General features: G+C 53.3%; 23 protein-coding genes. 7 read left to right on the top strand and 16 right to left on the bottom strand.

What is annotated here, in order from left to right:
• Positions 1 to 87 precede the first annotated feature (87 nt).
• A complete protein-coding gene (locus WEB64_RS11485; RefSeq protein WP_368061308.1) occupies positions 88 to 921 on the top strand; it encodes an HDOD domain-containing protein in 834 nt (277 codons plus the stop codon).
• Positions 922 to 971: 50 nt separating this feature from the next.
• Here WEB64_RS11485 and ung read toward each other — a convergent pair whose 3' ends face one another.
• The 14 genes from ung to ffh all read right to left on the bottom strand — a co-directional run bounded on the left by ung (position 972) and on the right by ffh (position 15,597).
• A complete protein-coding gene (ung, locus tag WEB64_RS11490; protein WP_368061307.1) occupies positions 972 to 1,709 on the bottom strand; it encodes a uracil-DNA glycosylase in 738 nt (245 codons plus the stop codon).
• Between the two features lie 3 nt (positions 1,710 to 1,712).
• Entirely contained in the window at positions 1,713 to 3,224 is a 1,512-nt protein-coding gene (lysS, locus tag WEB64_RS11495) for a lysine--tRNA ligase (protein ID WP_368061306.1), read from the bottom strand.
• A gap of 38 nt (positions 3,225 to 3,262) precedes the next feature.
• Positions 3,263 to 4,358 (bottom strand): peptide chain release factor 2 gene (gene prfB, locus WEB64_RS11500; protein WP_368061305.1). Its coding sequence is split into 2 segments (ribosomal slippage): positions 3,263 to 4,285 and positions 4,287 to 4,358, totalling 1,095 coding nucleotides; the frame shifts between segments, so codons are not numbered across the junction.
• A gap of 98 nt (positions 4,359 to 4,456) precedes the next feature.
• Positions 4,457 to 6,208 (bottom strand): single-stranded-DNA-specific exonuclease RecJ, encoded by a 1,752-nt coding sequence (gene recJ / locus WEB64_RS11505; protein ID WP_368061304.1) that lies wholly within the window; start codon positions 6,206 to 6,208, stop codon positions 4,457 to 4,459.
• A gap of 18 nt (positions 6,209 to 6,226) precedes the next feature.
• Positions 6,227 to 7,627, bottom strand: a complete 1,401-nt coding sequence (gene thrC / locus WEB64_RS11510) for a threonine synthase (RefSeq protein WP_368061303.1) — start codon at positions 7,625 to 7,627, stop codon at positions 6,227 to 6,229.
• Positions 7,628 to 7,639: 12 nt separating this feature from the next.
• The gene (locus tag WEB64_RS11515; RefSeq protein ID WP_368061302.1) at positions 7,640 to 8,941 is read right to left on the bottom strand and encodes a homoserine dehydrogenase; all 1,302 of its coding nucleotides are present in this window, start codon (positions 8,939 to 8,941) and stop codon (positions 7,640 to 7,642) included.
• 79 nt (positions 8,942 to 9,020) lie between these two features.
• Positions 9,021 to 9,770, bottom strand: coding sequence for a DsbC family protein (locus WEB64_RS11520; protein ID WP_368061301.1), 750 nt, complete (start codon positions 9,768 to 9,770; stop codon positions 9,021 to 9,023).
• A gap of 157 nt (positions 9,771 to 9,927) precedes the next feature.
• Complete coding sequence (gene xerD, locus WEB64_RS11525) at positions 9,928 to 10,845, bottom strand: site-specific tyrosine recombinase XerD (protein ID WP_368061300.1); 918 nt, start codon at positions 10,843 to 10,845, stop codon at positions 9,928 to 9,930.
• A 137-nt stretch (positions 10,846 to 10,982) separates the two neighbouring features.
• Positions 10,983 to 11,945: a hypothetical protein gene (locus WEB64_RS11530; protein WP_368061299.1), complete on the bottom strand. Its 963-nt coding sequence runs from the start codon at positions 11,943 to 11,945 to the stop codon at positions 10,983 to 10,985.
• A 177-nt stretch (positions 11,946 to 12,122) separates the two neighbouring features.
• Positions 12,123 to 12,479 carry a 50S ribosomal protein L19 gene (gene rplS, locus WEB64_RS11535; protein WP_368061298.1) on the bottom strand — a complete coding sequence of 119 codons (357 nt, stop codon included), beginning with the start codon at positions 12,477 to 12,479 and terminating at the stop codon, positions 12,123 to 12,125.
• Positions 12,480 to 12,503: 24 nt separating this feature from the next.
• Positions 12,504 to 13,262, bottom strand: a complete 759-nt coding sequence (gene trmD / locus WEB64_RS11540; RefSeq protein WP_368061297.1) for a tRNA (guanosine(37)-N1)-methyltransferase TrmD — start codon at positions 13,260 to 13,262, stop codon at positions 12,504 to 12,506.
• A gap of 3 nt (positions 13,263 to 13,265) precedes the next feature.
• Positions 13,266 to 13,793 carry a ribosome maturation factor RimM gene (gene rimM / locus WEB64_RS11545; protein ID WP_368061296.1) on the bottom strand — a complete coding sequence of 176 codons (528 nt, stop codon included), beginning with the start codon at positions 13,791 to 13,793 and terminating at the stop codon, positions 13,266 to 13,268.
• Between the two features lie 29 nt (positions 13,794 to 13,822).
• Positions 13,823 to 14,065, bottom strand: a complete 243-nt coding sequence (rpsP, locus tag WEB64_RS11550) for a 30S ribosomal protein S16 (RefSeq protein ID WP_368061295.1) — start codon at positions 14,063 to 14,065, stop codon at positions 13,823 to 13,825.
• Positions 14,066 to 14,211: 146 nt separating this feature from the next.
• The gene (gene ffh, locus WEB64_RS11555; protein WP_368061294.1) at positions 14,212 to 15,597 is read right to left on the bottom strand and encodes a signal recognition particle protein; all 1,386 of its coding nucleotides are present in this window, start codon (positions 15,595 to 15,597) and stop codon (positions 14,212 to 14,214) included.
• Between the two features lie 191 nt (positions 15,598 to 15,788).
• Between ffh and WEB64_RS11560 the strand changes: the two genes are divergently transcribed.
• The 4 genes from WEB64_RS11560 (at position 15,789) to WEB64_RS11575 (ending at position 21,153) form a co-directional block, all read left to right on the top strand.
• Complete coding sequence (locus WEB64_RS11560; RefSeq protein WP_368061293.1) at positions 15,789 to 16,595, top strand: inner membrane protein YpjD; 807 nt, start codon at positions 15,789 to 15,791, stop codon at positions 16,593 to 16,595.
• Between the two features lie 79 nt (positions 16,596 to 16,674).
• Complete coding sequence (locus WEB64_RS11565) at positions 16,675 to 17,958, top strand: HlyC/CorC family transporter (RefSeq protein WP_368061292.1); 1,284 nt, start codon at positions 16,675 to 16,677, stop codon at positions 17,956 to 17,958.
• Positions 17,959 to 18,096: 138 nt separating this feature from the next.
• Positions 18,097 to 18,699 (top strand): Yip1 family protein, encoded by a 603-nt coding sequence (locus WEB64_RS11570; RefSeq protein ID WP_368061291.1) that lies wholly within the window; start codon positions 18,097 to 18,099, stop codon positions 18,697 to 18,699.
• 237 nt (positions 18,700 to 18,936) lie between these two features.
• Positions 18,937 to 21,153 (top strand): DUF1631 domain-containing protein, encoded by a 2,217-nt coding sequence (locus tag WEB64_RS11575; RefSeq protein WP_368061290.1) that lies wholly within the window; start codon positions 18,937 to 18,939, stop codon positions 21,151 to 21,153.
• 107 nt (positions 21,154 to 21,260) lie between these two features.
• Here WEB64_RS11575 and grxD read toward each other — a convergent pair whose 3' ends face one another.
• The gene (grxD, locus tag WEB64_RS11580; protein WP_368061289.1) at positions 21,261 to 21,587 is read right to left on the bottom strand and encodes a Grx4 family monothiol glutaredoxin; all 327 of its coding nucleotides are present in this window, start codon (positions 21,585 to 21,587) and stop codon (positions 21,261 to 21,263) included.
• A 403-nt stretch (positions 21,588 to 21,990) separates the two neighbouring features.
• Between grxD and argF the strand changes: the two genes are divergently transcribed.
• Together argF and WEB64_RS11590 are read left to right on the top strand one after the other, a co-directional pair.
• Complete coding sequence (argF, locus tag WEB64_RS11585; RefSeq protein WP_368061288.1) at positions 21,991 to 22,905, top strand: ornithine carbamoyltransferase; 915 nt, start codon at positions 21,991 to 21,993, stop codon at positions 22,903 to 22,905.
• Between the two features lie 82 nt (positions 22,906 to 22,987).
• A complete protein-coding gene (locus WEB64_RS11590) occupies positions 22,988 to 24,067 on the top strand; it encodes an ABC transporter ATP-binding protein (protein WP_368061455.1) in 1,080 nt (359 codons plus the stop codon).
• 215 nt (positions 24,068 to 24,282) lie between these two features.
• Here WEB64_RS11590 and WEB64_RS11595 read toward each other — a convergent pair whose 3' ends face one another.
• Positions 24,283 to 25,866 carry an ATP-binding protein gene (locus WEB64_RS11595; RefSeq protein ID WP_368061287.1) on the bottom strand — a complete coding sequence of 528 codons (1,584 nt, stop codon included), beginning with the start codon at positions 25,864 to 25,866 and terminating at the stop codon, positions 24,283 to 24,285.
• Positions 25,867 to 25,904: the final 38 nt, after the last annotated feature.

Here is a 25,904-nt window from a genome sequence, read left to right on the forward strand (position 1 = left end):
TAATAATTTGCTATAACTACGACTGAATCAAGGCTAAGGAGCTATACAGAGGCTCCCTAACACACTGCCCACGGATTAAGACTATCTATGTCAACGATCGTTGAAACCATCAAGAATGACCTGCTCACCGCTATCGAAAACGACAAACTGGTGTTACCCACCCTGCCAGAGGCTGCGCTGCAGGTTCGGGAAATTGCAGAGTCAGACGATTCGTCCATCCTTGATCTTGTTAAGGTCATCAGTACTGACACCGCACTATCTGCACGGCTTATACGGGTCTGTAACAGCCCCCTCTTCCGGGGTTCGAGGGCGATAGAAAATCTCAATATGGCGGTCAGCCGTCTTGGCATGGCCTATACCAGCAACCTGGCAATGGGTCTGGCGATGGAGCAAATGTTCCAGGCCACCTCGGACTTGATTGACACCCGCCTCCGCTCGACCTGGCAGACCAGTACCGAAGTGGCGGGTATATGCCATGTTCTGGCCCAGCATTACACCAAGCTCAAGCCAGATCAGGCGACTCTGGCCGGACTGGTTCACCTGATCGGAATACTGCCGGTTTTGCGTTATGTGGAAGATCAGGACATTCAGATCAGCGGTATCATGCTGGACAATGTCATCAACGAAATCCATCCCATTCTCGGATGTGAAATCCTGAAAAAATGGGATTTCCCCCCTGAATTGCAACAAGTTCCGCTCGAATATTCCAGATTCCAGCGCGAAGTCCCCTCCGCTGATTACGCTGACCTGGTTATGGTGGCAAACCTGCAGTTAGTCATGGGTTCTGACCATCCGTTGACAGAAATGGACTGGACCACCATTTCAGCCTTTGACCGACTCGGCATGGATCCGGAAAAAGATCTGAACGACGAAGAAGACCTGAACGCTCAGATGGCAGCCGCCATGGCGCTGTTACAGTAACTCCAAACCTTGTGATTGAAGGAGCGACTTCAGTCGCGAATCGGTATGGGCTATCGGGAGGCCTTGTACTGTTCAAGTAGAGCTTGCTTCGAGGGCAGTTGCCACTCGACCGTGGGCAGACCCTGTTGTTGCAGCCACTGATTAGCCTGGGAGAAGTGCTGGCAACCAAAAAATCCCCGGTAGGCGCTCAGCGGTGACGGGTGGGGGCCCTCAAGAACATGATGACGCTGTCGATCAATGGCCTTACCCTTTTTGCGGGCGTAGCTGCCCCATAGGATAAAAACTACACCTTTCCGTTCGCGATTAACGATGTCAATAACGCGATCGGTAAACATTTCCCAGCCTTTGCCCTGATGGGCACCAGCCTGACCCTGAACCACCGTCAAGACACTGTTAAGAAGCAACACGCCCTGCTCAGCCCAGGGCTGAAGACAGCCATGGTCTGGCGTTTTGAAGCCGACATCTGTGTCGAGCTCCTTGAACATATTAACCAGAGACGGAGGCGGCGTCACACCCGGTCGCACGCTGAAGCACAGACCGTGGGCCTGGCCTGGGCCGTGGTAGGGATCCTGCCCCAGTATAACCACCGAGACCTTATCCAGCGGCGTGCTATTAAGCGCATTAAAACAATGCTGGCTTGCAGGATAAAGCACCTTTCCCGCCTGCTCTTCAGCCGCCAGAAATTCCGCCAGCGACGTCATGTAAGGCTGACGAAAGGTCTCTTCCAGATGCTCAGACCAGCCCCGGCCGGGCTTGAGCTGACTGGCGAGCACATCGACCGGTTTCATGACTCAGCGATGATCTGGACGCATGGCGGGAAACAAAATGACGTCCCGGATGGACGGTGAATCCGTCAACAGCATCGCCAGACGGTCAATGCCAATGCCTTCACCGGCGGTTGGCGGCAAACCGTATTCCAGCGCTGTAACGTAATCTTCGTCATAGAACATGGCTTCGTCATCACCGGCATCTTTCTCAGCCACCTGCTCCTGGAAGCGCTCCGCCTGATCTTCGGCATCGTTCAACTCGGAGAAGCCATTGGCAATTTCACGACCGCCCACGAAGAACTCGAAACGTTCAGTCACAAACGGATTGCTGTCCTTCCTGCGAGCCAGAGGGGAGACTTCCGTCGGATACTCGGTAATAAATGTTGGCTGCATGAGGCGATGCTCGACGGTTTTCTCGAAAATCTCAATCTGAACCTTCCCCAGGCCCCAGCCAGCCTTCACGGTTATACCCAGATCTTTGGCTATCGCCCGGGCGCCCGACTCGTCATTAATCTGTTCGGCCTTAATATCCGGGTTAAACTTCAGAATCGAGTCCACCACCGTGATGCGGGCAAATGGGCTACCGAAGTCGTATTCAATGGTTTCGATCTCACCACTCTTGAGGGGTCTGGTATTGACCACCATCGTGGTGCCCAAAACAGTCTGTGCGGTTTCGCGCAACATTGTTTCAGTGAGATCCATCAGGTCATTAAAGTCAGCGTAAGCCTGATAGAACTCCAGCATGGTAAATTCAGGATTATGCCGGGTGGAGAGACCTTCATTACGGAAATTCCGGTTAATCTCGAACACTCGTTCGAAACCACCCACTACCAGACGCTTGAGGTATAGCTCTGGTGCAATCCGCAGATACATATCGATGTTCAGAGCATTGTGGTGAGTCACGAAAGGTCGCGCTGTCGCGCCCCCCGGGATCACCTGCAGCATAGGCGTTTCGACTTCCATGAAATCGCGCTGGGTAAAGAAATTACGGATGCAGTTGATGATCTTGGAACGGGCATGAAACACCCGACGGGTATCCTCGTTAACCATCAGGTCGACATAGCGTTGGCGATATCGGGCCTCGGTATCGGTCAGACCTTTATGCTTCTCAGGTAACGGTCGCAGAGATTTGGTGAGTAACACATACTCATCCATCGCCACATACAGATCGCCCTTGCCCGACTTGCACAATACCCCGCGCACTCCTACCACATCACCGAGATCCCAGTGTTTGGTGTCCTTCTGGACGTCTTTGGTGGCGTAAATCTGTATCCGGCCAGACATATCCTGAACCACTTTGAACGCTTTCCGGTCGAGCATCAGGCGACCAGCAATGGCCACTGTAATACCTAGTCCTTCCAGCTCCTCTTTGGATTTATCACCATAGGCCGTCTTGAGGCTTTCGGCGGTGCTGTCACGGCGAAAATCATTCGGAAACGGATTGCCCTGTTCCCGCAACTCGCCCAGCTTGGCGCGGCGCTCGGCGATCAGCTTGTTTTCATCGTGCGGGACGGCATTTGGGGTTTGGTCAGTCATGGTCTCTCGCTGGCGAATAGAATCGGTGATGTATGGGTTTAAAGGGCCATTTTCAGGCTGGCTTCAATAAACTTGTCGATGTCGCCATCAAGTACCGCCTGGGTATTGCTGGTCTCGACTTTAGTACGGAGGTCCTTGATGCGACTGTCATCCAGAACGTAGGAGCGAATCTGACTGCCCCAGCCAATGTCCGATTTGGAATCTTCAAGCAGCTGTTTTTCAGCGTTGCGCTTTTGCATTTCCATTTCAAACAGTTTGGCCTTGAGCTGTTTCATGGCCTGATCTTTGTTCGCATGCTGGCTACGCCCTGCCTGGCAGGCCACCACGATCCCGGACGGATTATGGGTAAGACGTACCGCTGACTCGGTGCGGTTAACATGCTGACCACCTGCGCCCGAGGCCCGATAAACGTCCACTCGCAAGTCAGCAGGATTGATTTCGATCTCGAAGCTGTCATCCACCTCCGGTGCCACAAACACCGATGAAAAAGAGGTGTGCCTGCGATTGCCGGAATCAAACGGTGACTTGCGGACCAGACGGTGTACGCCAGTCTCTGTTCGAAGCCACCCATAGGCGTACTCGCCCTGAATGTGGACGGTGGCACTTTTTATGCCTGCGACTTCGCCATCCTGAAGCTCTACTATTTCCGACTTGAAGCCACGGCGTTCGCTCCACCGGAGGTACATACGCAGCAGCATGTTGGCCCAATCCTGAGCTTCGGTACCACCTGAGCCGGCCTGAATATCAACGTACGCATTGTTGGCATCCATTTCACCGGAGAACATCCGGCGAAACTCCAGCCTTTCAAGCTGTTTATTGAGACTTTCAAGATCCGCAACGATTTCGTCTGCGGTACCCTGATCCTCTTCCTCAGCGGCTATTTCGAGCAGCCCTTCGGCATCGTCCAGCCCTGACGTCAGGTTATCTATGGTGTTGACGATCAGTTCGAGGTCCGCCCGCTCCTTCCCTAATTTCTGCGCCCGCTCAGGGTCTTCCCAGACTTTGGGATCTTCGAGTTCGCGCTCTACTTCAACCAGCCGTTCGCTGCGCTGATCATAGTCAAAGATACCCCCTAAGCGCATCAGTGCGCTCGCGAAGATCTTTTATGGTCAATACAATCGGATTGATTTCCATGAAATCGTTTCTCACCTTCTCGAAATGATGGTGCGCAACGCCCTAAGCGTCCCGCAGTGAAATCGAACGCGACATTTTACCGGAAATTGCCGGGTAAATCAGCCTGGGTTAATGGCCTCGACCGGCTCCAGATAATCAATCAGCAACTGCAGGCTGGTGCGGCCCCGGAATGTGTTGGCATCCGGCTTGTAAACCACTCGAGCCCCCGTCCGGGTATAGTCGGGAACGCTGGCGCCAGTGTTGAACGCGATACCGTCAATGATGTCGCCACCGTCAAGGTGTTTCAGCACCAGCTTGAGATGGTTCTCTCCCACAATCCGTTGCCGGATGACTTCAAACTCACCGTCAAATAACGGTTCCGGAAAGTGCTGCCCCCACGGTCCGGCGCGTTTAAGCAAAGCGGCCGTATCGAGATTGAGCTCCGCAGGCGATAGCGGTCCATCAGTGGTAATTGCGGCATCAAGATCGCCCGACGAAATAGTACTGCGGATAGCGTCATCAAAGGCCTTTGAAAACGGCTCCAGATCTTCCAGCGCCATGGTTATGCCTGCGGCCATGGCATGGCCGCCATATTTCCTGAGCATACCCGGATGACGGGCATCCACGACAGCCAACACGTCGCGAATATGCAGGCCCGGAATGGAGCGCGCGGAGCCCTTGATTTCGATACCATCATCGGAGGGCGCAAATGCAATCACCGGGCGATGAGTCTGCTCCCTGATCCGGGCCGCCAGAATACCAATTACACCCTGATGCCATTGTGGATCAAACAGTGCCAACCCCCAGGGTAAACCTTCGATATCCAGCGACAGGGAGGCCAGTAACTCCTGCGCCTGTTCTTTCATACCGGTCTCAATACTCCGGCGCTCACGATTCAAACTATCAAGCTCCGAGGCAAGGCGGCGGGCTTCGTCGGGGCTGTCTGCCAATAGACAGGCGATGCCTACGCTCATGTCGTCCAGGCGGCCCGCCGCATTCAAACGGGGGCCCACCACGAAACCAAGATCTGTAGCGCTGATTTCCCGATGGTCTCGACCCGCAACTTCCAGTAACGCAAGTATGCCCGGACGCGCCTGCCCCTGGCGAATACGACGTAAACCCTGCTCAACAAAGATCCGGTTGTTATGGTCCAACGGCACTACGTCAGCCACCGTGCCCAGAGCCACAAGATCCAATAATACGCCCAGATTCGGCTGCTGAGCCTCCGTCATCTGCCCGGTGTCCCTTAGATGACGACGCAATGCCGTCAAAACATAGAACATCACACCGACACCGGCAGCATTTTTACTTAAAAAAGGACAACCTTCCTGATTCGGGTTAACGATGGCGTCAGCATCCGGCAGTATTGCCCCCGGCAGATGGTGATCTGTTACCACGACTTTTATTCCCAGAGCCTTGGCAACCCTGACCCCGTCTACCGCTGCGATACCGTTGTCCACGGTAATCAGAATATCCGGCAGACTGCCCTCCTCCTTCAACCTCTCGATAATCCCCGGAGTCAGTCCGTAGCCGTCAGCGAATCGGCTGGGCACCCGAAAATCAATATCCTGCAGACCCAGCATCGGTAGCCCCAGCATAGCGACCGCGGTACTGGTGGCACCGTCCGCATCGAAATCACCGAGAACCAACACCCGTTGTTGTTGCCGAATGGCGTCAGCCAGCATCTCGACTGCGCGATCAATACCGCGCAAGGTCATGGGTGACGCAAGATGTTTGAGGGTATAGCTGAGTTGGTCCTCCGAGGTGACCCCCCTGGCGGCGTATAACCGCCGCAGGATCGGCGGCAACTGCTCACCCCAGGTGGGGCAAGCCTCTGGCACGGCTCTGCGCAGAATTTTTTTCGGGGTCATCACCCTGCGATCAAGCGGTCAGGCATGTTTCCAATGCTCCGCAATGAACTGCTGAACCGTTGCAATATCGTCGTCCAGCACGGTGAACCTCTCTTCCCGTTCGAACAAATCCGACAAGTGTTTAGGCAGCTCCGGTCTAACTTCCACCCCGGACTGCTTAACGGCGTCCGGAAACTTGGCGGGATGAGCTGTACCGAGCGTGACCATGGGCACACTCCTGTCTCGGCGGCATTCCCGAGCCGCTTTAACACCAATGGCGGTATGAGGGTCTAGCAGGTACTCATTCTGTTGATAAATCTCGCGGATCATCTCGCTGGTGGCCTTATCATCAACAGCAGCACTGTCGAACAGCTTGCGCACGTGTTTCCAGCGGTAATCATCAATACTGACCGGACCATTCTGGGCGTTTTCAAGCAATGTTTTTACTTCTGCCCCATCACGACCGTAAAGATCGAATAGTAAGCGTTCAAAATTACTGGAGACCATAATGTCCATGCTAGGTGAGAGCGTGTGCTCCAGCGTCTTCCGCTCGTAACGGTTGCCGCTCATAAAGCGATGCAGAATGTCATTGCGGTTGGTAGCAATCACTAGCTGATTAATCGGCAGTCCCATCTGACGTGCCAGATAGCCAGCAAAAATATCACCGAAATTACCCGTGGGGACCGAGAAAGATACACTTCGATCAGGCCCGCCGAGGGCCAGGGACGCATGAAAATAATAAACGATCTGGGCCATAATTCGCGCCCAGTTGATCGAATTAACGGCTGCCAACTGGGTCTTCCCGCCCAGGAACGATTGATCACCAAAACTCGCTTTAACCATGCGCTGGCAATCGTCAAAATTGCCACGTACCGCGATGTTATGGATGTTATCGCCTTTGACTGTAGTCATCTGGCGGCGCTGGACTTCCGATACCCGCTCATGGGGGTGAAGAATGAAAATATCCACATGCTTACAACGCCGGCAACCTTCGATGGCTGCAGAGCCGGTGTCACCAGAAGTTGCTCCCATAATCACCACATGCTGGTTGCGCCGCTCGAGCACGTAATCCAGCAAACGGCCCAGCAGTTGCAGAGCGAAATCCTTGAACGCCAGCGTGGGACCCCGAAACAGTTCAAGCACCCACTCGTTGCTGTCAAGCTGTACCAGCGGGGCTACCGCTCCATGGGCAAATACATCGTAGGTTTCGCCCAGCATGGTTCGGAAATCATCGGCTTCGATCGCATCTTCCACAAACGGATACATCACGTTGAAAGCCAGCTCGCTGTAGGGTAAGCCCCGCCAGCTACGGATTTCTTCCAGTGTAAAGTGTGGCAGCGACTCAGGCACATAGAGCCCGCCATCAGGGGCGAGCCCCGTCAGGAGCACATCTTCAAAACCCAGTGCCGGTGCGGCTCCGCGCGTACTGATATATCTCACGTTACGTCCCTGTTAATTGAAGTTTTCAGCACGAATGCGAACTACCCGCCCTTCAATATCCGGCAGAGCTTCAAGATCTTCGATGGCCCGGTTAATCTGACGTTCCTGAACGGTGTGAGTCAGAATAATCACCGGGATCCTGCCATCTTTCAGCTCGGATTCTTTCTGCATGATGGACTCAATATTGATGCCGTGTTCACTCAGAATCGAGGCCACATTGGCCAACACGCCTGGCCGGTCAAGTGCCTGGATACGCAAGTAGTAAGCCGACTGAATATCTTCCATCGGCAACACTTCGAGAAGATCCATCGCTGAAGGATCGAAACCAAGGTAAGGCACCCGTTGCCCGCTTTGATACATCACCGAGCGCGCGACATCGACAATATCTGCAATAACCGCTGACCCGGTCGCTTCCGCGCCTGCGCCCGGCCCGTAATACAAGGTCTGGCCAACCGCGTCGCCATCTACAAGAATCGCATTGAGTACGCCATCAACCTGGGCGATCAGGTGGCTGCGGGGCACCAGGGTCGGATGGACCCGCAACTCAATTCCGTTATCACGGCGCCGGGCAATACCCAGATGCTTGATACGGTAGCCAAGCAACTCAGCGTGAGCGATGTCGTAGGGTGTAATCTCTGAAATACCTTCGGTATAAGCGCGCTCAAATTGAAGTGGCACCCCAAAACCGGTAGAAGCCAGGATGGTCAGTTTGTGCGCTGCGTCAATACCTTCCACATCAAATGTCGGGTCGGCTTCGGCGTAACCAAGATCCTGAGCTTCCTTCAAGACTTCGGCAAACTCTCGGCCAGCTCGCATTTCGGTCAGGATGTAATTGCCAGTACCGTTGATGATCCCCGCGATCCAATCTATCCGGTTAGCGGCCATGCCCTCACGAATAGCCTTAATAACGGGAATGCCGCCCGCAACTCCGGCTTCGAAGGCAACGATGACGCCTTTCTCTTCGGCCGCTTCGAATATCTCATTACCGTGTACGGCAATCAGCGCCTTGTTGGCTGTCACCACATGCTTGCCTTTCTTGATAGCCGCCAGAACCAGCTCTTTAGCAGTCTCATAGCCACCAATCAGCTCCACCACTATGTCAATGTCGGGATCATTCACCACATCGAAGACATCGGTGCTGAACGGGATATCGCCCAGATCAATATCTTTTCGGGGTGTTCGGGTAGCCACTCGGGTAATGCGGATATTACATCCGGCACGCCCGGCAATCAGGCTGGCATTTCGAGTCAGTACATTAAATGTACCGCCGCCCACTGTTCCCAATCCACAGATTCCGACCCTGACTTCTTTCAAGCTGACACCTCTTTTCTTATGAATGACCGAGCGCGGGCATAGTATAACGTTTCACCGGTTTCATAAAACCGCTTAGCCCTTAAAGCAGCCCTAAACCCTCGGCAAGTTTTTCCGCTGGCACGTAACCTCGCACCATATTGCCATCTTCAAGCACAATGGCAGGCGTGCCGGTAACACCAATCTGGCCGCCGAGCTCAAACTGGGCTCTGACAGGATTCTCGCAGGTCTTTGCAGCAACCTGGCGCCCTTGCTTGGCGGCATCCATCGCTTTACGCTGATCGTCTGAACACCAAACCGATTCATACTTCTTGAACGATGCGGTGCCAGGCCCTGATCTGGGAAATCCGTAATAGTCGACCGTGATTCCCATTTTATTGAGTTTGGGCATTTCGTCATGGAGTTTGCGGCAATAGGGACAGTCAATATCGGTAAATACTGCAACCACCGCTTTTTCCTCACCCTCGGCAGGAAATCTGATCACACCGCTGGCGCCAAACTCCGCCAACACGTCCGCGCGACGCGTCGCACGCCGGGTTTCTGTTACGTTCGCAATACCGGAATCGGTCACCTGGAGCAGATCACCTGTCAAAAGGAAATCTCCGTTTTCGGTGGCGTAAACGGTTTCTCCAGTACTGGTCTGAACCTCGTACAAACCCGGAGCGTCTGATTTACGGACATTTGCAACGGAGAGTCCGGGAATATTCTTCGTCAGGCGGTCAGAAATAGCTTTTTCATTTTCATCCGCCAGCACGAGAGAGCTGGATAAACCCAACACTAAGGCGGCCACCAAAGACAGCCATGTGCTGGGGCACTTGAATCGATTGCTCATACCGTATCCTGTAATCCGTTTAGAGTAATGATAGCGACAGTCTGACCAGAATTATTGCAATGCCGCCTACAAGAACGTTCCGACCTATGTCGGTCAGAAAAGTTCAGTGTACCAATTCGTCCCTGTCCACGCTTATGCTTCTCCCTTAGGGAGCCTCTTAGCCCCTGGGATGGTGAGCTTGATGCAGTGCCTGCAAACGCTGGCGAGCAACATGGGTATAAATCTGGGTTGTGGACAAGTCCGAATGCCCCAGCAGCATTTGCACCACCCGTAAATCCGCACCGTGATTCAGCAAGTGCGTTGCAAATGCGTGGCGCAGAGTATGTGGAGATAAATGTTTGGTTATGCCAGCGCGTTGACTGTAATGTTTGATACGATACCAGAACGTTTGTCGCGTCATGGATTGGGCCCTGTTACCCGGAAACAGCGCGTCAGAGGGCCTACCTTTCAAGAGTTCGTGGCGAGCAGAGCGCATGTATTGCAAAAGCCAGTCAACGGCTTCCTCTCCAAGGGGGACCAGCCGCTCTTTATTACCTTTGCCGATGATTCGTACAACACCCTGTCGCAGATTCACCTGATCCACCCGTAGCTCGACCAGCTCGGAAACCCGGAGGCCGCAACCGTAAAGGATCTCCAGCATCGCCCGATCTCTCAGTTCGAGCGGAATTCCAGTGTCCGGCTCCTGCAACAAATTATCGACATCTTCCTCTGAAAGACTGTCCGGTAAACGCCTTGGCAGATGAGGGCTGTCAATACGAAGTGTCGGGTCTTCCTGAATAGCGCCTTCTCTAAGGAGATAACGATAAAACCGACGGATGCCAGACAATCGACGGGCAGCAGTGGAGGCTTTACGGCCCTCGGCCAGCCCCCGGGATATCCAATCCAGCACATCCATCCGAGTGACGTCAATCAGCCCGCCATTCCTGACGCGCCCGGACACCCAGCGAGCCAGTTGGGTTAAATCACTGCGATAAGCGGACCGGGTTTTCTCACCCAGACCGTCCTCCAGCCAGAGAGCATCGATAAAACGCGCAATCACTTGCTCGTCATCGGGATCAAGACCGTTGGTTTTCATTGCAGCGACCACCGTGGATGAGAAAAAACAGCATCAGGGCAATCACGATAGCTGACCGACCCCTGCCAGACCACCCGATACTGGTGCGTCGACCAGAGCGCCGCGGTCGCGTTTAGTTTCGTTAGGTATGACGGGCACTAAAGTATTTCTATTCCCTCGCATTTGTAATGACCAATCAATGTGTCTTCCTGCAACACCTCTCCGTCGAGATTAAAGCTGAATAGCCAGGCTTCGGTTCGGTCTCCGATCTCCACGCTTTTGAGCCCGATACACTCATTCGGATGGCCAGGAATGACTTTAAACGAGGAAATGCCCCGCTCCGGAACACGCGTTCCGATCTCCAGGGTGCGAATGCTGGTGAAATCCTCATTGGCAATGATCAGAGTGTTAGCGCCCCGTTCACGTTCGTCCACCGGCTCATCGAAGGGCTTGTGGGAGATCTTGCGCGGGAAAAACAACCACTCCCGACGGTGAGGGTGCCATTCGGCGGCCTCATGGATCACATAACCCTCCGGGCCAACGGCCAAGGCGTCCCGGATCCGCTGATAGTTGTCTCTCCAGTCAATACTTTTCAGCCCATAATGACGGTCGAGTACCTTGACCCATTCTTCCTGGGACTTCTTCCCGTGACTGCCGACAATCAGGTCATTGTCTTTCAAGGTGGCCCATTCACTTTTGAAACCTTTGAATTTTTCGTCACCGCTACCCGTCATCAATATATGACGGGGCACCAACTGGTTCTGATTACGGATTTCGCACACCAGGCCCGTACGGTCGTCAAAGGTAACCAGACGCTTACCGAACAACACCAGCTCAGAGAACTCAGCGCCGCGGCCACCCTCGGCAATCAGGCTGATGAGTTGATGCTCACCGCCGTCTGCTTTCGGAATTTCCTCCATGCGATAGCTTACGTTGCCTGTGGCCGGATCGACTTCGCGGTAGAGCTTGTCGTATCTGAGGGTGGACTGCCAGGCAGTCTGGCCGTCGTCCAACTGTACCCGAGATGCGTGGTCTTCATCAGTTATGATGGCAAGGGTATATTCGCTGGTGAGGTCGTCATAACGCTCGATGCGCTTCAGGTCAAATGGCTGGTCGGCCACGGTGCCTCCTTCTGTTATCGGTTAACCCGGAGAACACCTTGACGGATATCCGGCAAGATTGCCATCGGGCACCAACATGCCCACGCCTGGCGCACCACCAAAAAAAAAGGCAGCCATATGGCTGCCTTTCTACTCGCTCTCTGAAAAACCAGGTAACAGTCGCCCGAAGGCGGGCAATCAACCCAACTTTTCTTTGATACGCGCCGCCTTACCAGACAGATCGCGGAGGTAGTACAGCTTAGCCTGACGAACGTCACCACGACGCTTCACTGCCAAGCTATCAATCAGCTTACTGAAAGTCTGGAAAGTACGCTCGACGCCGACACCGTAAGAAATTTTACGAACAGTGAAGGAGGAATTCATGCCGCGGTTGCGCTTACCAATAACAACACCTTCGAACGCCTGCAATCGCTCACGGTTGCCTTCTGTTACGCGAACCTGGACAACCACAGTATCGCCTGGTGCAAAAACCGGGATTTCCTTGGTCATCTGTTCGTTTTCAATCTGACTGATGATGTTGTTCTTACCGCTCATCGTATGCTCCTGATACTCAATCTTTTAATGCCCTGAAGTTTCAGAGGCACCCGGTTCATTAAAAAGTTCTTCCAGCAGCTCACGCTCTTCATCCGTAAACACCCGCTTTTCCAACAGGTCGGGGCGTCGCGCCCGAGTTCGCCTCAACGACTGCTTGAGCCGCCAACGCCGGATCTGATCATGGTGACCGCCTAACAACACATCCGGCACTGACTCACCTTCATAAATCTCAGGCCGAGTGTAATGCGGACAATCCAGCAAACCATCGGCGAACGAATCCTGCTCTGCCGACTGCGCATGACCCAGCGCTCCGGGGATGAGGCGGGTAACCGCATCAATGACAGCCATGGCTGCCACTTCACCACCAGAAAGAACAAAATCCCCCAGTGACACTTCTCTATCAACTTCGGTCGCAATAAGCCGCTCGTCCACACCTTCATAGCGACCGGCAACCAGAATCAGCCTCTGTTCCGATGCCAGTGACTCAACAACCGCCTGCGTCAGAGTCTCGCCTTGCGGTGAAAGATACACTACGCAAGCCTGACCGGGGGACGCCGCTTTTGCTGCCTGAATGGCGTCACGCAGAGGCTGAATTTTCATCAGCATCCCCGGGCCACCACCATAAGGCCGGTCATCCACCGTTCGATGCCGGTCGAAGGTAAAATCCCGAGGATTCCAGCTCGTAAAAGTCAATAAACCTTCTCGAGTCGCCCTGCCGGTTACACCGTAGTCAGTTACAGCACTGAACATTTCCGGGAACAGACTGACCGCACCAATCCACACCCGTTAAAACTCCACATCCCAGTCTACAACGATCAACCCCGAATCCAGAGCAACGCTCTTCACAACCTGATCAGGCAGATAGGGAATCAAACGTTCTTTCTGGTCAATGGATTCCGGAGATGAATTCACCACCAGAACATCGTTGGAACCTGTCTCGATCATATGCCCGACGACTCCGAGAATTTCTCCCGAGACCGTCTCCACACGCAGACCTTCCAGTTGGTACCAGTAAAATTCACCTTCCGGCAAATCCGGCAACTCACTCTGAGGAACGACAATATCGAACCCACAGTAAGTTGCTGCAGTATCCCTGTCGTCGACGCCTTTGAGCTTTACGACGATTCCCGGCCCTTGCCGACGACCTTCCTCCAGCTCAAGCGGGATACGCTTACCTTCGAAAACAGCCGTCCAGTTCCGGTAATTAAGAATACCGTCCAGGGGATCGGTGTAGGCGTAAACCTTAACCCATCCCTTGATCCCAAACACCGCGGTTATCCGGCCAATCACAGTTTCCTGCGGACGCTGCGCCATGCCTTTCACCCCAGTGCTCATAAACTCAATTACTCAGCAGTGCCTTTCAGCAGCTGCGCTACGCGCTCACTGGTCTGTGCGCCCTGGCCTACCCAGAATTCAACGCGCTCACGATCAACGCGAAGACGCTCTTCCTGACCACGGGCTATAGGGTTAAAAAAACCAACACGCTCAATGAAGCGGCCGTCACGGGATTTGCGGCTGTCAGTGACTGTCAGATGGTAGAACGGGCGCTTCTTAGAGCCACCACGAGCCAAACGGATTGTTACCATTTCGACCAATATCCTGTTCTGTTATACGAACTTTGTACGACTCACGCCAGCTAGCCAAAGGCTAACGCGGAGACCCATACTCGAAAGGGGCGCTATTCTAAGCTAAATCCCCGGCGAAGAAAACAGGCAAACTATCCTGATTTCTACTAACGGCCAAATGGTGGCATGCCGCCACCTCCGCCACCGGGCGGCATCATACCTTGCATACCACGCATCATGTTGGCCATACCGCCCTTTTTGCTGAACTTTTTCATCATCTTTTGCATTTGCTTGTGCTGCTTCAACAGGCGGTTAACATCCTGTATCTGCGTGCCAGAGCCTGTTGCTATGCGTCTTTTACGGGAATTGTTGATCACATCAGGGTAGCGGCGCTCTTTTGGCGTCATGGAGCAAATAATCGCCTCCAACTGCCCCATACTTTTGTCGTTGACCTGCTGCTGAGCTGCTTGAGCCATTTGCCCCATGCCCGGCAACTTGTCTAGCAAACCGCCGACACCGCCCATACTTTTCATCTGCTGAAGCTGGTCGCGAAAATCTTCAAGGTCAAAACTTTTGCCTTTCTTGATTTTCTTGGTGAGCTTGTCAGCCTTCTGTTTGTCTATCTTGCGCTCTGCCTCCTCAATAAGAGAAAGCACATCACCCATACCCAGAATGCGTGAGGCCACGCGATCAGGATGAAACGGCTCCAGAGCATCGACTTTTTCACCTACACCCAGGAATTTGATGGGCTTGCCGGTGATATGCCGGACCGACAACGCCGCGCCACCGCGCGCATCACCATCGGTTTTGGTCAGCACCACACCGGTCAGCGGCAACGCATCGTTAAATGCCTTGGCCGTGTTGGCAGCGTCCTGGCCCGTCATCGCATCGACAACAAACAGGGTCTCAGCCGGGTTAACCGCTTTATGCAAGCGACCGATTTCCCCCATCATCTGCTCATCGACATGCAGACGACCGGCAGTATCCAGAATCACTACATCAATATGCTTTTTGCGGGCTGCATCGATGGCACCTTCAGCAATCGCAACCGGGTCCTGGTCCGCCGAACTCGGATGGAACCCGACGCCTACTTCGGCAGCGAGGGTTTCGAGCTGCTTAATAGCCGCGGGGCGGTATATATCCGCACTCACCACCAACACCGACTTCTTATGGCGATCCTTCAGCAACCGTGCCAGCTTTGCCACGGTGGTCGTTTTACCCGCGCCCTGAAGGCCCGCCATCATAATGACTGCGGGGGGCCGCGTTGCCAGGTTCAGGGCTTCGTTGCCCGAACCCATCACCCGCTCAAGCTCTTCCTGCACCACGCGCACGAAGACCTGGCCTGGCGTCAGACTGCGCATGACCTCCTGGCCGATGGCGCGTTCACGGACACCTTCTATAAAGGCTTTTACCACAGGCAGTGCAACATCGGCCTCAAGCAGGGCCATGCGAACTTCCCGCAACGTTTCTTTAATATTGTCGTCGGTCAGCCGGGCCTGGCCGGAAATCTTTCGCAGGCTGCCAGACAGTCTATCGGTCAGGTTCTCAAACATGGCGTTATTCCGTGCCCCTGAATAGTTAGCGTGTGAACGAGGAACCGGTTGATTCCGGTTGCACAATCAAGACATTATACCCAGACTATTGCCCTGAAACGACCAGCACAGTCAATTCAGTGCTCACCAGACTACAGGAATTCAATGAAGGTTCCTGACTCCGCAACCGGAAACTCGACGCAAAGGATGTCATGGGAACCCTGATTCTCGCGGTAACCACACTTTTTCTTTACAGCATTGGAACCGCGCTGCAGGCTCTGAGCTTCAGGGGCCGGGTCAACACCAGCGTTGCCATTGTCACACTTATTGGTGCCCTGGCGTTAACCAGCCATGGCGTATTGATCTGGGAAACAGTTCGCTCGCAGGGTGCCTTTAATCTCGGCTTTTTTCAAAGTTCCGTGCTGATTTCATGGTTGATCGTCGCACTCTTATTGATACTGAACCTACGTAAGCCGGTGCAGAGCCTCTTTCTCTGCGCTTACCCCCTCGCTGCGATAACCGTTATTTTTATCCTGACTTTTCACTCCCCGCCTCGCTTCGTAGCGCAGGACAACTGGGGCATGCTCTCTCATATAGCACTATCCGTTACCGCCTACAGCCTTTTCAGCCTGGCGGCAGCCCAGGCGCTTTTGCTTTATTTTCAAAACCGGCAGTTAAAGCAGAACTACAACAGTTTGCTGGTCAGCAACCTGCCGCCTTTACAGACCATGGAATCCCTGCTGTTCGAGCTGGTTTGGGCAGGGGTTATCATGCTTGTTCTGTCGATTATCACCGGCGCTATTTTTGTCGATGACCTGTTTGCCCAGGACCTTGCTCACAAGACTCTTTTCTCGCTGATATCGTTGGCGGTGTTCGTTGGATTGCTGATCGGTCGCTATACCCAGGGGTGGCGTGGCATTACCGCTAGCCGCTGGACGCTGGCTGGCTGCATGCTTCTGATGATCGGTTTTTACGGCAGCAAGCTGGTTCTTGAGCTTATTTTTCAACGCGGCGGATAAAGCGCTTCAGCAAACTCTTGACACCTCCGCCCGACACCCCTACTTTCGCTACTTGTTTGCAACATAAGGATTATTCTTCTTGAACGAGGCATCGCTGACAGCGCTGTTTTCCACCTTAACAGGACTCATCATTCTCTCTGCGTTCTTCTCCAGCTCCGAAACCGGAATGATGTCTCTGAACCGTTACCGACTGAAGCATCTGGCGAAGAACGGCCATAAGGGTGCCCTTCGAGCTAACAAACTGCTCAAACGAACAGACCAGCTGATTGGCGTCATTCTGATCGGCAACAACTTCGTTAATATTCTTGCCTCGTCTATTGCCACTGTCATTGCTATCCGAATCTGGGGCGACGCAGGCATCGCGATCGCAACCGTCCTGCTGACAGTGGTCATTCTGATATTTGCCGAAGTCACCCCGAAAACCCTGGCTGCTCTTTTTCCGGAAAAAATCGCCTTCCCTGCCAGCCACATACTCGGGCCGCTGCTCAAAGTTCTGTATCCGATAGTCTGGCTTGTTAATCTTTTTACTGGCTTTATCCTCAAAATACTTCGTATTTCACCTGAAGATGCGGCTAGCGATCACCTTAGCCGGGAAGAATTGCGGACCCTCGTTAATGAAGCTGGCGCGCTTATTCCTAACAAACACAAGGACATGCTCGTCAGCATACTGGATCTTGAAAAAGTAACGGTGAATGACATCATGGTGCCGAGGAACGAGGTGGTTGGCATTGATCTGGAAGATGATATAGACGCCATCCTACGTCAGATGCGTAGCAGCCAGCATACACGCCTACCGGTTTTTAAAAATGACATCAACAACATCCAGGGCATGCTGCACCTCCGGAACCTGTCAAAGCTGCTGCTTCAGGAAGACATCAATAAAGCAATGATTATGCAGCTTTGCCGGGAGCCGTATTTCATCCCTGAAAGCACACCATTGAACACGCAGCTGATCAATTTCCAGAAAGCCAAGCGGCGCATCGGCATTGTGGTCGATGAATACGGGGATGTGCTGGGAATCGCAACGCTGGAGGACATCCTCGAGGAAATTGTCGGAGAGTTCACCACCGATTACGCGGCAACCAGCCCCGATGTCATTCCTCAGGATGATGGCACCTTTATTATTGATGGTGCCGCGGCGATACGCACTGTGAATAAAATACTTGACTGGAAACTGCCAACGGATGGACCGAAGACGCTAAACGGACTGATTACCGAACACCTGGAAACAATTCCAGAGACCAACGTCTGCATGAAGTTGAAAGGTCATCGTATCGAGGTGTTACAGATCAAGGATAACGTGGTTAAAGCCGCCATTGTTCACCCCCCGAAAAAACGCAAAAAACGAGCCAGCCGTGCCTGAAATCCATCACTCATATACAGCTTCCCTGTAAGCTGAAGGATATTGGGAGTATCAAGATTTAAATCCCTGCTTGACCTGCCTGCGGTTAAAATCAACACTGACCTCAATAACACCATAACAACAACAGGAGTTTACTAGATGAGTCTTAGTCACACGGTTGGCTTGCTTACCCACCCGGACAGGGAGTGGGAATCAATCCGCAATGACTCCGAATCGATCGGCAAGCTTTATCTCGGACACGTTCTACTATTGGCATTGATACCCGCTGTTGCTGGATTCTATGGCACGACTCAAGTGGGCTGGCAAATCGGTGATGGTCAGGTAATTCGCCTCACCTCAAGCAGTGCACTGCAACTATGCATGTTGTTTTACGCGGCGATGCTGGCGGGAATCTATATAATTGGTCGCTTTATTGATTTCTTTGCTGCCACTTATGAAGTAAAAAATGATAAACCCAGGGGCGTTATTCTTGCGGCCTATACCGCAACTCCGGTGTTCCTGCTAGGGATTATCGCAGCCTACCCTAACATCTGGGTCAATATGGTCGTGGGGCTTGCTGCAATAGCGTATTCCGTCTATCTGCTCTACGAAGGGCTACCCATTTTAATGAAAATCCCTGAAGATCGAGGGTTTATGTTCGCCTCCTCCGTACTGACGGTCGGCCTGGTCATGTTTGTCGGGCTGCTTGCAATAAGCGTCGTTGTATGGAGTATGGGGGTAGGTCCAGTTTATACCAGCTAATCTGCCATGTAGGCAGAACGCAGCACCCGAGGCCTAAAGCAACCGCCTCGGTCCGCACACTCTAAAAAAATGAGAATCTTACAGGCTATCAATTATTCGAAACTGATAGTCTGGAGGAGAATCGTTAGCGTTTGTTCATCTTTCCCGTGGTAGAATTGCGGTAGATTACACAAATAATAAGAGTTAAAGCAGGTAAGCTCGGTCATGTATCCGGTTGAGGCGTAATAGGAGTCGGCCATGAATAAGCAGTCCGGCATACATTATCTCCACGAGCACAAAGGCCCGGGAGCGGCTGTGCCCCTACCACAAGAAGTTGTCCGCATCCGCGATACGGTTGTGGCCGGACTTGGAGATTTGCTCCAGGGCGCATTTGACGCTGTGGACGATTCTCTATTTGAACTCGCCAATAATGCCCGTAGTAACAATGAGCAGAACCGCTATTTTGAAGCGATGAGGGAAATTCGCATCAAGCGTAAGGGTGTGGAAAAGCATTTCCAGACCGCCGTTGCTCATCTTTTCAGTCATCCCCCGAGAAGCAGTGCAACCATAGCCGCACCCGAGCAGGGTAACCCGCAGACTGCCGATAGCCTGTCGTTGGTTCATAACGACGATCTTGAAGAACAGGTTGCCCTGAATGCGATGGTCACTAAGTCCCGCGCTTATTTTCAGGGGCCACTTATTCAACTACAGACCCGATTCAGTGTCGTCTACCCTGGCGCTACCGCCGAAGATCCCGTTAACCCTTTGGCCCCCGAGCACGTATGTGGCGCTTTTGTAGAAGCCGCTCAGGCCCTGGAAATCCAGATACGGGAACGCCTGATCGTCCTCAAGCAGTTCGATCGTTATGTGGTCTCCAATTTGGGCATGTTGCTTGATGAAGCCAACCGGATCCTTATCCAGGCGGGGGTCATTCCCAACTTTCGCTATCACGGCAAAACAAGTGAACAGGCCAAACAAAAAGAACACGGCGGCCAGGCACAGACCCGGGAAAACAACGCAGACTACAACGCCCAGCCGCAAACTGGCTCTCCGGGCGATGAAGCTCTGTTTGAACAGATCGGCCAACTGCTCGCACAACAACGAAGCGGACACGCACCACGTTCTGCTGACCCCAATCTTCATTTGGTTGGTGCCGCCGAACTGTTTCAACTTCTGACATCCCTACCCCGAGAGTCGACCAATTATACCAGCGGAAACCTGAGCGCTGGCGAGCCACTGGTCGTGGATCTACGCTCGGTGGTCGAACACCTGTTGCGCAATACCTCTTCAACGGATGGCAAAAAGCCCGCACTGAATGAGGTGGACGAAGATCTGATCAATCTCGTTTCAATGCTGTTCGAATTCATTCTTGATGATTACAACCTATCTGCACCCATTCAGGTATTGATCAGCCGGCTGCAGATCCCGATTCTCAAAGTGGTCATCAAGGATAAATCGTTTTTCAGCAAGGCTAACCATCCAGCGCGTAAGTTGTTGAATTCTTTGGCGAGGGCAGGCATCGGCTGGAGTGAAAGTGACGAGAAAACCCGGGATAAGCTTTACGAGCATATCCACACAATTGTGCTCCGAATACTGAATGAGTTTGACGGCGACATCACACTTTTCGAAAAGCTCAGCGAAGAATTCGATCAGTTTCTGTCGCGAGAGAATCGCAAATCGTCGTTGGTTGAACAACGTACCCGCGAATCCGAACGTGGTCGTATCAAGTCCCAGAAAGCGCAGGAAACCGTTGACCAGTTACTGCAGGACAAACTGGCTAAACATCGTGTACCCGACTCTATCCGCCATATCCTTCTGCATGGGTGGAGTCGCGTCATGTTTCTGGCGTATCTGAGAAATGATGTCGAGCATCGCTGGAATCAATCCGTCAAAGTGGTCGATGATTTAATCTGGTGCCTGCATCCCCATCTTGAAGATGATGAACGTGATCAGTGGGTGCGGGTCGTTCCCGGCCTGCTTAAGTCTCTACGAGCGGGACTCGAGGAAGTTTCCTACAACTCAACCAATCTCGATGAGATGATGGGTGAGCTCAAGCATGAGCTGACTGAAGCTTTCCGGGCTCACGCGCTTGCCGAAGCTAAAGAGACTCCATCCGAGCTGGAGCTGCAAGAAGATATACCGGTGGTCCAGCAAACGGCCATAGAGCGACAGCAAGAGCTTGAGGACGCTGCGGTTGCCGAATACGTGACTCAGGTAGACGCCATTGATGTTGGGAATTGGGTTGAGTTTAACCTGGTTAACGGAACCAGCTTCCGCTGTAAGCTCTCTGCCATTATCGAGGAAGCTGACTGTTTTGTTTTTGTGAACCGGATGGGACTGAAGGTGATCGAGAAAACCCGTATAGAACTAGCTCATGAGATGCGAAGAGGTCGGTTAACGACGCTTGAGCAAGGAGCCCTCGTCGATCGCGCACTGGATGCCGTCATGGGAAGCTTACGACGCAACTCGGGTTAAGGCCGGTCCGCCCCCCACTCTGGTGATTCTGGTGATAAGGGGGAAAATCTCCGCTTCCGGATCGAAGTGAAATTCTCGCCGGAGCGGATATAAGGCATCGCGAAATATCAGGCTTCCGTTTTATTGGCGGCAGCTTTTACCACTTCTGCCAGCTCTCCACTCTCTGACATCTCAAGAATGATATCGCAACCACCGACCAGCTCCCCGCTTACATACAGTTGCGGGTAGGTAGGCCAGCTCGAGTAAACTTTCAGCCCTTCACGTAATTCCTGATTATCCAGAATGTTCACGAAGGCGAAACGCTCTCCACACGCCATGAGAGCCTGAACCGTTTTCGCCGAAAAGCCACACTGTGGAGCTTGTGGTGAACCTTTCATATAGAGGATGACCGGGTTGTCAGCCAATTGGCTTTTAATCGTTTCGTTAATATCCATAAAACTCGCCTCTCCAGGAACAATGACATCACAAAATTTGTATCTGACTGGGTTCATTGTACACGCCTGTTCAAATACGCACCAAACCCATTAAACGACCTCACGACTCAGCTCCAGCCGCCATTGTCATCATAGGGGTTAACCGCTAGACTTAAATCTTGCCTCCGATATTACGATACTTTTTTTGCGGTATCGCGGTGTGTGGTCTTGGGCACGCACACCTCGCAGTCACCGAGGCTATTTGTAACCAGTCTGCGACGCTACTGCACTGCTCCAATCTCTTCCATACCCAGACCCAAAACAAATTGGCGTCCACGCCACTGAGCCTTACCAGATGCCAAAGATCGCCGACTACTATATTAAATTATTACCGCAGGCCATATTTCATTAAAAGGGCGTAAACATGCCAGTTAGACATTTCCTGACATTGAATGACCTGACCACCGATGAACTGGATCGGTTGCTGGATCATGCCAGCAAACTCAAGCGCAGCTGGCGCGACGGCATGGTGCGGGACTCACTCAAGAATCGCGTCCTGGCCATGATTTTCGAAAAGTCATCCACTCGCACACGAGTTTCTTTCGAGGCAGGAATGACCCAACTCGGAGGTGCCGCCCTGTTCCTGTCACCTCGTGACACCCAGCTCGGCCGTGGGGAGCCCATCGAAGATTCTGCCCGGGTTATTTCCAGCATGGCTGACGCAGTGATGATCAGGACGTTTGAACACGAAACGATAAAGCGGTTTGCGGCAGTATCGGGCGCACCGGTCATTAACGCGCTGACCGACGACTTTCATCCCTGCCAGTTACTGGCCGACATGCAGACCTATCGAGAACACCGCGGCAGCATCCGGGGCGCCACGGTGGCCTGGATAGGAGATGGCAACAACATGTGCAATTCCTATATCAACGCGGCTAAGCTGTTTGGTTTCCATCTCAACGTGGCCTGCCCTGAAGGCTACGAGCCGGACCAGACCATGTTCGCAGAAGCGGGCGATCAGGTAACCGTCTTTCACGAGCCCGCCACGGCTGCAAAAGACGCCCACCTGCTGGTCACAGACGTCTGGGCTTCCATGGGGCAGGAAGACGAACAGGCCGCCAGGGCCAAAACATTTGCCAGCTACCAGATTAATGAACAGCTGATGTCTCTGGCTGCCAGGGACGCTCTTTTCATGCACTGCCTGCCAGCCCATCGCGGTGAAGAAATCTCCGTTAACATGCTGGAACACCCTGGCTCTGTCGTGTGGGATGAAGCCGAAAACCGGCTTCACGCCCAGAAAGCGCTGCTTGAATTTCTGATTCTTGGGCAACTGGGCTGATCCTGCAATGTCGACCGCCAGCACTGAAACTGAAAACAGCCGGGACAATAATGGGACATCGATTACATACCCACAAAACGAGGTGGCCGACCGCCCAGTATCCTCGGAAAAAGATAACTGGCTGTTAACAGTCAACAACCTCTCATGTGGCTATGGCGAAGTGCCTGTTGTGAAAGACGTTAGTTTTTCTCTTGGGCAAGGTGACATTGGATGCCTGCTGGGTCCAAGCGGATGTGGTAAAAGCACGATACTGAGAGCCCTGGCCGGATTCTTACCAATCAGTACGGGCGAAATCCGATTGGAATCCGCCACTATCAGCCTGCCCGGCCGGACCATGACACCGGAAAAGCGGCGAATTGGCATGGTATTTCAGGACTACGCCTTATTCCCGCATCTCACCATCGCGGATAACATAGGCTTCGGGCTCCGGCATCAGAGCAAGGCAGACCGTATCCAGAAAGTTGCGGGGCTATTGGAGCTAGTGCACTTACAGGACCTTGCCAATCAATACCCTCATGAGCTCTCCGGCGGACAGCAACAGCGTGTTGCCCTGGCTCGTGCACTGGCCCCGGAGCCTACACTGATTTTGCTTGATGAACCCTTCTCGAACCTTGACACCGACTTGCGCCGACGGCTCAGTCTGGACGTGCGGGATATCCTGAAAACCTTGGGCATCAGTGCCATTCTGGTCACCCATGATCAGCAGGAAGCCTTTGCGATGTGCGATCAGGTGGCCGTGCTCAAAGATGGCCAGGTTCAACAGTGGGACGTGCCCTACAACCTCTACCACGAACCCACCAACCGTTTTGTGGCTGGTTTTGTCGGTCAGGGGGGGTTTATACCGGGTACCGCCCTGGGGCCGGACACCATTGAATCAGAACTGGGCGTAATCAGGGGCAACCGCACCTACAACTGGTCCTCAGGTACCCTGGTAGACATCCTGATACGGCCTGACGATATCGTTCACGATCCGGAGTCAAACTTGCGACCGAAGGTAATTGAGAAAACCTTCGCTGGCACCTCCACCCTCTACCGTTTCAAACTGTCGGAAGAAACCGAATTCGAAGCGCTGTTTCGCAGCCATCTCGACTTCTATCTGGGAGAGCATGTGCCGATACGGGTAGAAGCTGAGCATCTTATCGCATTCGCCCGGTCGCACTGACGGCAGTGGGAGGGGTGACAAGAAGCTTCCAGGAGGGCCAAAACCGGGGGTTGAAAAAACAAAAAAAGGGCCGGAAAACCGGCCCTCAAATGACGAATAAAACAAGGAAAGTTCGTAAGAACTACAACCTCAAAAGTCATCCCTTACGCTTTGAAGTATCGGACAGTTCCCGGCACAGGTCTGTGTGGATTGTGTTGTAACTTTGTTACATCGCGTCATTGCTTGAGCAGCTCATCACACTCTTCCACCTTTTTACGGGGCCAGACCAGACTGAACTTTGCACCACCCAGATCACCACTGCGAGCCACGAATGCCTGACCACCGTGCCAAAACAGGATCCGACGCACGATAGAAAGCCCCAGGCCGTAGCCGCCTGATGTTCTGGTACGGCTGTCGTCCAGGCGCGCAAACGCAGTGAATACCTTTTCCCAGTCCTCTTCCGGGATACCCGAGCCGTCGTCCTCAACATCTATCCGGCAGGTGTGTTCATCCAACTGGCAGGTAACCCGAACCCGGTCATTGGCATAGCGCGCGGCATTTCCCACCAGATTCTGGATCGCCCGATGAAGATAGCGCGGCTCCACATCAGATAGCGCCCAGACGTCAGCTTCTGCCGGCACCACTGCGTCAATGGCAACCTTGGTATGGATGAGCCGCTGTTCGCCCACCACCTGATGAACGATGTCGGTGACCGATGACTCATGCAGCGCAAACACCGGCCCACCCTGCTCCAGCCTGGCGTAGGTGAGAATTTCATCAATCAGTTCATCAAGTTCCTGGATATCTCCATCTATTCCGTTCAGCTGCTTTTGAAGATCTTCGGGGTTATCACAGTCTTCTATCATCTGCACACCGAACCGTATCCGGGCAACAGGCGTGCGTAATTCGTGTGATACCGCGTGAATCATCTCCCGCTGCACACCCACAAGACGTTGAATATGCTCTGCCATACTGTTGAACGCCGTCGCCAGGCGCGAGACCAATTGGCTTTCACCAGCCTGCACCCGCGCCTCCATTTCACCCCGGGCAATGCGCACAGCCAACGACTCTACCGCTCTCAGATTATGATCGACACCGCGAAGCAACAGCAGTAAGGCGCCAGCCAGTACACTCCCGGCCACTGCCACAAGCAATAAAATCACCGGCCAGGCCCAGGGATTGAAAGGTTCAGGCATTTCTAAGCGCGCAAGAGTGCCATCATCAAGACGGATGAGGACTTCTGCAGCGCTGTATCGACTGGCCTGATAGTAAGATAGCCCCCGTTCTGAAACCCGTTCCAGTACAGCACTTTCCGGCAGCGATTCAGCGTCGGAAAGCAAAGCCAACTGCACTGCAAACGCATTCGAAAGCCGCTCTATTGCAGCATCGCGCTCTTGCGGTAACAACCCACTCAGATGACTCCGCACGATAAGCGCTGTGGCCTCGGAAACGTCTCTGTAAACATCGCGGAACCGCAGTTTGAGAACGGCGTCATTACCAATCTTCTGAACCAGAACCTCCGGCCCCAGGGTGCTTGCCAACGCCACAACCTGGCCGTAGGCGAGCCTTTCCTGAACCACTGAAGTCAGCGCGTCCGGGCTGATCACACGGAAATCGTAAAAGGATTCAAGCCATTTGTAATGCCCGGCAGGCGCAGGCACCGAAGCCAGCCAACGCATCATCGGTCCGGGAAACTGTTCTTGCCATGACTGACTGCGAACCGAGTTCACGCCCCAGAACAGAGCGAGACAAAGAATAAGCACAAGTGCGGTGAGGACTATCAGGCGCGCGTAGAGCTTCAGGAAGAACTTCAGGGGCATCGGACCCTACCGTGGTATTGAAGGCGGGCGCAGGCCTT

The organism is Marinobacter sp. (assembly GCF_040882185.1).
Taxonomy (GTDB): Bacteria; Pseudomonadota; Gammaproteobacteria; order Pseudomonadales; family Oleiphilaceae; genus Marinobacter.